The organism is Clostridium chromiireducens (assembly GCF_002029255.1).
GTDB classification, from domain to species: Bacteria; Bacillota; Clostridia; order Clostridiales; family Clostridiaceae; genus Clostridium; species Clostridium chromiireducens.
In genome coordinates this window covers 1-8,522 of sequence record NZ_MZGT01000125.1, presented here as the reverse complement: position 1 = coordinate 8,522, position 8,522 = coordinate 1, and the positions used below count along the sequence as shown (strand labels likewise).

The window sequence follows — 8,522 nt, the reverse complement described above, 5'->3', positions numbered from 1 at the left end:
GTCATTGACTCGTATGGGATATGAAATGCTTTAAATATACCACACTGTATTTAATTTTATAGAATTAAATGCTAGTAATAAAATATTACTTGTAAAATTTTGTGATTTTATTTACTTATTTGATATTTTGTGGTAAAATATTATTTGATAATCAATTTAATTTTGGGAAATATGGCCTTATAGGTAAAATAGAGAATTATTTACCACTATCTTTATATAAAACTGAGCGGATTATATCAGGCAGTGGAAAAAAATATTAATCTATATGAACCATTTTCGCATATTGAAAATTAGGTGTTTGTTTTTTGTCTTATATATTTTGAAATGGAAATAACATTTGTGTTTCGATTATAAAATAAATTAACATACTATTGGTGAGTATTATGGTAGATATAAAACAGGATATAGCAAAGATTGTATACAATGAAGTGTTTTCCAAACTTAACAATGAAAAAATTTCAGTTTGTTTATTGGGTGCAAATGCTAAAGATGCTTATAATCTAAGAAATCGACTAAGAAACAAATTGATTCAAAATAAATACTATACTAATAAAATTGATGTATATTATCCAGAAGAGATTTTTTCAGATTTACTATATAACAAAAAAATCGATTTGTTAAGCTTAGAAAACTTGCTTGCAAAAAGTATAGATGTATTTATTATTTGTTTAGAAGGTGATGGTGCTATCGCAGAGTTAGGAGCGTTCACTAATCATGATGTTTTAAGCAAAAAATTGATTGTTGTGATTGACGAAAAATATAAGAAGCAAAGAAGTTTTATTAGAAATGGACCAATAAGGTATCTAGAATTGAAAAGAAAACCAAATCCTATTTTATGGTTTAACTATCAAGAGAGAGACATAGATAGACTAACAATTTCTGTTAGAAATCTTGTATCTAAAATATCTCTTAACAGTGAAGTAGAAAGAAATTTACATAATCCAATAGCAGCAGAAGAGTTTTTGCTGTTAGTAATTTATATTTTGGATTCAGTGAGTTCAAGTGAGCTAATAAATTATATTAATGAAATTGGCAACCCTGAAACAAAAGAAATTGCTTCAATTGTTTGTACAGGTGCGATAAGTTCACTTTTTAGACAAAGAGAAGTATTAAGAAAAAATAATGAATATAAATTAACAAAAATTGGATATGATAGGATAATAAAGTTGTTACAAAGTAGTAAAAGGAAACAGTTGATTGGATTGGTAGATAACTTAAGAATAGATTATATGAACAAAATTCTTAGAATGTGTAAATAGTAATAATTAAGAGAAATAAATGGCTTAGAACGTTAAGGTGCATTTCTTTAACTGGGTAGTGTTTCGCTACTCTGGATGGATACTGAATATTATTTTAGTAAACAATCATGCTTCTTAAAAGAGCAATTTTAAGAAGCACAATTGTTTACTAATAGCTAATTGTGTAAGCTTACTTTTTCTTAATTATTACTTTTATTTTTATTATTATATATAAAGGTGAGTTATATGTTAGATACAACTGATATTCTCAGGATTCCTAGAATTAAAGATTTGAAAGATTTAGCGTTTCAAACAAAGTTATCAATAGGATTATTATATAAGATGGTTAATATACCGGATAAGTTTTATATACAAATAGAAATTGATAAAAAAAATGGACGAAAAAGAAAAATCGAATGTCCTTCAAAAAAAATGAAAGCTATACAAGCATGGATTTTAAGAAATGTACTTGATAAAATTGATGTAAATCCTAGTGCGAAAGCTTTCAGAAGAAGAATGAACCTGTCTAGCAACGTAAAGCCTCATGATAACAATAACTATTTTTTATGTTTAGATTTCAAAGATTTTTTTTGTAGCATTAATTTTGGGTCTATATATAACATATTTAGTGTGCTTGGGTACGATGATAGTATGTGTTTTATATTAACAAGACTATGTAGTTATAATGGAAGACTTCCACAAGGAGGAGTCACATCACCAACTTTATCTAATATAGCATGCATTAAATTAGATGAGAGGTTGTCAAACTATTTAGGAATAAGAGATATTGTATATACTAGATATGCTGATGATATTACACTATCAGCTAAGCAACCCGATAAATTATTAAAAGCATTGCCTACAGTAAAGCAAATTATTGAAGAAGAAGGTTACACATTAAATAACGATAAAACAAGAATTCTTGGCCCAAAATTACAAAGAAAGATTACTGGATTAATATATGATGGTTCAAAATTTGGAATAGGTAGAGAAAAAAAACGCACTTTACGTTCTGCAATTTACAATTATGTATATGGAAGAGATGAAGAAGACGAAAGGGAGCGTAAGTTTCAGTGGATTAATGGATGGATGAATTATCTTAAAAGTGTAGATAAGAATTCATATAATATACTAAAAAATTATTGGATTCAACTGTCGTGTAAAGCAGAGGTAGCAGTTACTAATGAAAATACATTTGATTAAAATGATCAAGATGTCTTGGTTTTGCAGACATTAATGATTGCGTTGGTATAATTTAAAGGAATTTAAATTATTTGGAAGTGTAGATTTCATTAAATCAGTAAAAGAGGAGCATATGTATTTTCATACAATATAATGATGAATCTTGTAAGTTTACGGCTCTTGGATTACATTATAAGAAATTATCTAAGGATGCTAAATTTTAATAGTATTTAGGAGGAAAAAGAATGAAAATTAATGTATTTATACCACATCGTTGGAATAATAATGATTACTCAGAAATTAGTGCTTTGTTGGATCGTACAAAGTTCAATGTTCGAGATTATTCAGTGCCAAGTAGTTCGCCATTTGATAGTGTTGATGGGAGATACAATGTTGATCCACAAATTCAAAAGCAAATTAAGTATGCTAGTGTAGTAATATGTTCAAATCGACCAGCTAATAATTCTGGAATGTCACTTGATGAAATAAAATTTGCAATTAGCATCGGAAAGCCAGTAGTTGCGGTTAGAGTTACTGAAAGTAATAGTAAGTATATTTCAGAGTTAAATATAACTGTTGTACCTAAGAGAAAAGACTCGTTAGAGATATGGATTAACCAAAATATATAGAGGCAGTATAAATACATAAGCTTTGGTTATATGAGATAAGGAAGATATATGAATATAGTTGCGCAGTCTTTAGTGAAATTCCAAACAATTTAGTGTTAATCAGTTCTTTGAAAATATTGTGAAATTTATCGAAATCATAGTAGCGGTCATGAAACCAATGACTAGTCGTATGTTCTTAAATACAAACTTATAAATGGTTATTGTAGAATTAAAACAATGTTATTATGGACAAACAATTAATTTGTTATGATGTTATAAGGATGATGAATGGTTACTAACATAAAAGCTTTTTAGAGTGTGCCATACATTGCGAAAATAAAATTTAGTCTACCTGCTTTAGAAGAAGCAAAAGTTATTTGGGGAGGCACATAAAATACTCATTTTCTCTGCCACTTTGACTAGCTACTCTTGCATCATTATGTAGTGAATCTTATAATATACAAATTATCGATAAGAATATTGAAGAGATTGAGTTAAGGAATATACCTGATTTGGTACGTATTGAAACCTATATAACTAACACATATAGAGTATTAAAGGAATAAATGTTGCCATTGGAAGGCTACATGGTACTTATATGAATCCCTCATGTAATTAAAAAGCATGCAGAGGTGCTGTTTTTAGGTCTTAGTGAAAAGGATTTTGCTAAGTTTTGGGATGACTTTAGAAGAGGAGAGGAATTGCAGGTTTAATTGATATATAATGTGATTAATTTTATTAAGTAAAATTATTAATATGTAATCAATTTAGCACTAAAATGATAGGAAATTTATTGGTGGATTTCAAAGGTCACGCTTCGCCTCCACCAAATAAGAACTAACAATGTGATACAATGGAAAAGCCTTGAAATCAGGCGCTTGACCGGTGTTTTTACATTTTATAGAGAAGTTTTAAGTGGGGTATTTCAGCCACTTTTATATATTTTGAGTATTTGTGCACACTCCTTAGTGGGACTTCTATAAAGGGTGTGCATTTTTACGCAGAAAAGGTTATAATAGATATAAATTAACATACTGAATGAAATAATAAAAAAATATATTTACAAATGTCGGTCTAAATGATAATATAAGAGTATAAAAAATAAATTTTTAGCATATAATAATGATGATCATACTCTGGTGTCCTACGGGCCCAGGGTTTTTTTATTTGGGGGAATTTAGAGATGGATAAAGTTTTTAAGACGACTAGGCAACAAATGAAAAGGCTTAGAGATAGAGGTATGAATGTTAATGGTAGTAGAGCGAAAAGAATATTGGAAATGGAGAACTACTATAATTTAATCAATGGATATAAAGATTTATTCATTGATAAAACATATTTAGGTCCAGACGAAAAATATAAATCAGGTACTGATTTTTATGAGCTTTATGCTCTATATTTATTTGACAGAGAGTTACGAAGTGATTTTATGAAATACATATTGGAGATAGAGAATAATGTGAAAAGTGTTCTTTCACATAAATTTTCAGAAAAATACGGACATGACAATTATTTGAAAATATCAAATTTTAATACATCTTTAAGGCCTCGTGAACAAAAAACACAAGCTCAAAAAGTAGGAGAGGTATCAGAACTTATATCTAATTTGCAAAGAGAAATATCAAGGCAACTATCAAAAAATAATCCTATGATTTCACATAGTATGCTTGAATATGGATATGTACCTTTATGGGTATTAGTAAATACTCTTACACTAGGTACAATAAGTATATTTTATAGTTATATGATAGATGTAGATCAAAATAACGTAGGTAGAAAATTTAACTTAAGACCAGATGAAATGAGTAGTATATTATTTATATTATCAATTTATCGTAATGCATGTGCTCATGATGAACGTTTTTATAATTTAAAAGCCATAAATAAAAAGGGAAGACCTAATAGTATTAAAACTTGTACAATTCATACAAGTATGTCAATTCCATTTGATGCAGGTGGAAATCCTATTTGCGGTAAGAATGATTTGTTTGCGATTATAATTATATTTAAGTTAATGTTAAGTAAGAATTCATTTAATAAATTTTTCTATTTAATAAAAGCAGAAATAGATAAACTACAAAAACAATTAAATACAATAACTATTGATGAGGTATTACAAGTTATGGGGTTTCCAACAAATTGGACTTATATAAAAGATATATAAGTTTAAGCTTATATATTCCCTAATACTCACCAGCTAGTATGTGGAAATATATCAATACAAGTGTGTGCACCTTTTAGCAGAAATACATACAATTTAGCGATATTAATAATACTACTTTTAATTAATAAGCCGCTAAATTGTATCAAAATTATAGTCATTAGACATAAAATCCACGACCATTTGTATGTGGCTTAAATAGCTGCTTACAGATGGTCGTGTTTTTTTATTGTTACGGGTAGCTCTACCAATGATGAATTTTAATTGGATGATAATGCAATTTTGAAGGTAGATTTATCTGATAGCGAAAGCCTAGAGGATAGTATACGATTACCAGAAATCGAATTAATTCCAGGAAAGATAATCGAGTACTGAGATGATATTTTAATTAATTTGATAGTCTAAAAATAGGTATCAAAATTTTGACTCTTACCTTAAAATTTTAAATATAAGATTATATTACTGAAACAAAAATTGAATAATTCATTTGTTAACAAAATTCTTATAGTAGATTAGTTATACTTATCTAAATAAGAAATATGGTATTATAATAGTAATTACTAATTTTGGAGGTATTTAATGATTATTGGATTATTTATAAATGGATTTAAATCATATTCGCAATCTTCTTACATTCATTTATGTAAAAGTGCTAAATATCAATTTACAACTATAGTTGGAAAAAATGGAACTGGAAAGAGTGCAATATTAGAAGTTCTTAATTTTTACTTTAAACAAGATCTATGGAATGCAAATAAGCAAAGCAAAAATAAAGAAGATATGTTTGTTTCACCAGTTTTTCTTATTGAAAAAAAATCATTTGACAAATGGATTGATAATTCTTATGAATTTAAAAGTTGTTCAACACATATAAAAGAAAATTTGGAAAAAATAAGTGAGTTTTTGTGGAATGATGCAGATGGAGAATTTACAGGGGTTATTAGGAAACCATATATAGTTGATTTTTTTAATCAAATAAATAGCTTGAGAATACAGTATTGTAATGAGTATTATCTGTTAGTAATTGGAAAAAATATTGATTCGAAAAGCATATGTAAACCTATGTCAATTTATGAAAAAGAATTAAAGAACATAACACTGGAACAAATTAATAATGTTATTGAAAATTATTATACATATATATACATACCAGTAGAACAGCAAGCCAGTTCGACTTTAAAAATTGAAAATATACAAATGCAAAAAATTATGAACCAAAATGTAATCTTAGAAATAGAAAGTTTATTAAAAGAAAAGATTAGTGTAGATGGCAAAAATCAGTCATTAATTGATCATATCAATAGCCAGCTTTCGGTATTTATGGATGAAATAAATAATACTGTTAAAAGTGTAGATGATACTTATGAATTTAAAGCAGAGAGAAATAAAAAGCAAAATTTAACTGCAAGTGATATAGTTGATAATATTTTAGAAGGTTATTTTTCAAAAAGAACATTAAAAAATGATCAGAAGGAAGTTAATCAATTAAGTTCAGGAGAACAACGTAGAGCCATGATTGATATAATTTACGCATTTCTGAAAAACAGAGGTAGAGAAGATGAATCTTATGGGAGAAATGTTATTCTGGCTATTGATGAACCAGAGGTTTCACAAGATATTTCTCATTGTTTTGAACAATTTGAAAGATTAGAAAAACTTTCAAATGAATATGGAAATCAGGTATTAGTTACGACGCATTGGTATGGAATTTTACCAGTAATAGAATCTGGAACAATGTTACATTTATCTAACTCTCAAAATTCTGGGAATAGATTTACAGCATTTGATTTTTATAATTATTTGGATAATCAAGAGAAGTTTCCAGATGAAATTCAACTAAAAAGTATGTATGATTTGGCAATTAGCTTGTCTACTTACATTAGAAAAGAAACTTCAAAATATTTATTGATATGTGAAGGTGGAACAGACAAGCGATACCTTGAGACATTATTAGATCCTAAAAAAGTTAGAGTATTACCAGTAGGAGGAATTGATAATGTAAAGAACATATATAATTTATTAGTAATGCCATTAAGAATTGATAAAAAATCTAATAGTGCTAAACGAGTTCTATGTCTTATAGATACAGATCCTAACATAACTGATAATAAAGAACTTGGAAAAGATTCTTCAGGAAAAATTCAATTAAAGCGTATTCAAATTAACGTTGAGACATCAAAAGTGGATTTGATTAGTTTAGACAATTTCAATCTACATGTAGCATATAGAGTAACCAGAATAGAAGATGTTTTAGCGCCTGACATCTATAAAACAATAATTGAAAATTTATTGGATGAAAGTAAAGAAAAAAATGAAGATATAAATTTTTTGGATTACAATTTTATGGAGGATTCTGTATTTACAAATCTATTGGGAGATACACAATTTATGTATTGTAATGGAATAGAGGCAAATAAAAGAAAAGCTGAGTTTATTAAATTCATTGAATCCAATAAAACACGTTTATCATATGATTATGTAAAAGAATTCCATGAAAGGTATAAAGATAAAAAAATGCTTAATATTCCTCCAGTGTTTGTAAGTATTCAAGATTTTTTTAATGATAATATTTTGAAAAATGATTTTATTTAATATCACTGTATTCTCAAAAAATATATATGTTAGTGCATTGGAGAAAAGAAAGCTCAAGCAATTTATGAAAAGAATTACAAGTATTACAAAAATAATTCCGGAAAACATATACATGCTAAAAATGAGCCTATGTATGTGCCATATAGGTGTTTGTTCAGAAAAAAGACAAGCTCTAAGGTTTGTGAGAATAGGAAATCTGTAAAGACTATATTGAAGAATATGTATTGTCTGAATTAGAAAGAAAAATATTTAATGATAAAGCAATCACTTATATAGCAGAAGGTATTAGTAAGAACCTTCAAAAGCAAAATAATGCTGATGTAGAAAAGAAAGCTGTATTTCTAAAGCAAATTGATGAAGTTGAAAGCCAAATTAATAAAATAGTAACTGCTATAACAAATGGATTTGTTCAAGAAGAGTTTAGAGTTAAGATGGATGAGCCTAAAAAGAGAAAACAGGATATGGAAATTAAGCTATCAGAAATAAAATCTAAGGATATTAACCAAATAGTAACAGAGAATGATGTAAGAAATTTTTTGAGTAATTTTAGTGGATATGTAATTAGCAGGTATGATTTATATGAAAGATACGGCCAGAGTTTTTATATCACGGGATGTTAGAGTTTATTAAGTAACTTTAGTGGTTATATAAGAAATTAATTTATAAATTAATATTGCATTTACTAAATCTATCTATAGTTAAAAAGTAACTATAGATAGATTTTAATGTTTAGATAATATT

At 27.3% G+C, this 8,522-nt stretch carries 6 protein-coding genes; all 6 read left to right on the top strand.

The annotated features are described in order from the left end of the window. Positions 1-383: 383 nt before the first annotated feature. The 6 genes from CLCHR_RS23255 (at position 384) to CLCHR_RS23230 (ending at position 8,401) form a co-directional block, all read left to right on the top strand. The gene (locus CLCHR_RS23255) at positions 384-1,259 is read left to right on the top strand and encodes a retron St85 family effector protein (RefSeq protein ID WP_079442299.1); all 876 of its coding nucleotides are present in this window, start codon (positions 384-386) and stop codon (positions 1,257-1,259) included. A 225-nt stretch (positions 1,260-1,484) separates the two neighbouring features. Then, complete coding sequence (locus tag CLCHR_RS23250; RefSeq protein ID WP_079442297.1) at positions 1,485-2,441, top strand: retron St85 family RNA-directed DNA polymerase; 957 nt, start codon at positions 1,485-1,487, stop codon at positions 2,439-2,441. Positions 2,442-2,665: 224 nt separating this feature from the next. After that, positions 2,666-3,049: a TIR domain-containing protein gene (locus tag CLCHR_RS23245; protein ID WP_079442295.1), complete on the top strand. Its 384-nt coding sequence runs from the start codon at positions 2,666-2,668 to the stop codon at positions 3,047-3,049. Positions 3,050-4,211: 1,162 nt separating this feature from the next. Then, on the top strand, positions 4,212-5,192 hold the full coding sequence (locus CLCHR_RS23240; protein WP_079442293.1) for an Abi family protein: 981 nt from the start codon (positions 4,212-4,214) through the stop codon (positions 5,190-5,192). 576 nt (positions 5,193-5,768) lie between these two features. Beyond that, a complete protein-coding gene (locus CLCHR_RS23235; protein ID WP_079442291.1) occupies positions 5,769-7,781 on the top strand; it encodes an AAA family ATPase in 2,013 nt (670 codons plus the stop codon). A 224-nt stretch (positions 7,782-8,005) separates the two neighbouring features. Then, positions 8,006-8,401 (top strand): hypothetical protein, encoded by a 396-nt coding sequence (locus CLCHR_RS23230; RefSeq protein ID WP_079442290.1) that lies wholly within the window; start codon positions 8,006-8,008, stop codon positions 8,399-8,401. Positions 8,402-8,522 lie beyond the last annotated feature (121 nt).